Source organism: Corallococcus interemptor, from assembly GCF_003668875.1.
Lineage (GTDB): Bacteria > Myxococcota > Myxococcia > Myxococcales > Myxococcaceae > Corallococcus > Corallococcus interemptor.
The window spans coordinates 1-319 of the sequence record NZ_RAWM01000331.1 but is presented as its reverse complement, the minus strand read 5'-3'; the positions used below and the strand labels follow the sequence as shown (position 1 = coordinate 319).

The following is a 319-nucleotide window of genomic DNA, read 5'->3' as shown; positions in this document are numbered from 1 at the left end:
TCTTAAAGGATCCCGGATTTGCCAAAGATCCAAACCTACCGCCTTTCCCCAGGACAACCAACGCCTGGTACACCTAACCTTCTCCGTCCCTCCATCGCACTTACGCGAGGTGCAGGAATATTAACCTGCTTCCCATCGACTACGACTTTCGTCCTCGCCTTAGGGGCCGACTCACCCTGCGCCGATTAACGTTGCGCAAGGAAACCTTGGGCTTTCGGCGTGCGGGTTTTTCACCCGCATTATCGTTACTCATGTCAGCATTCTCACTTCTGATATCTCCAGGTGTTGTCACCAAAAACCTTCCCCGATTGACAGAACG

The 319-nt window shown here is 52.7% G+C and carries 1 rRNA gene; it reads right to left on the bottom strand.

Going from position 1 to position 319, the window contains the following annotated elements:
* Positions 1-319: ribosomal RNA gene (locus tag D7X96_RS39220) — 23S ribosomal RNA — on the bottom strand; the annotation flags it as partial.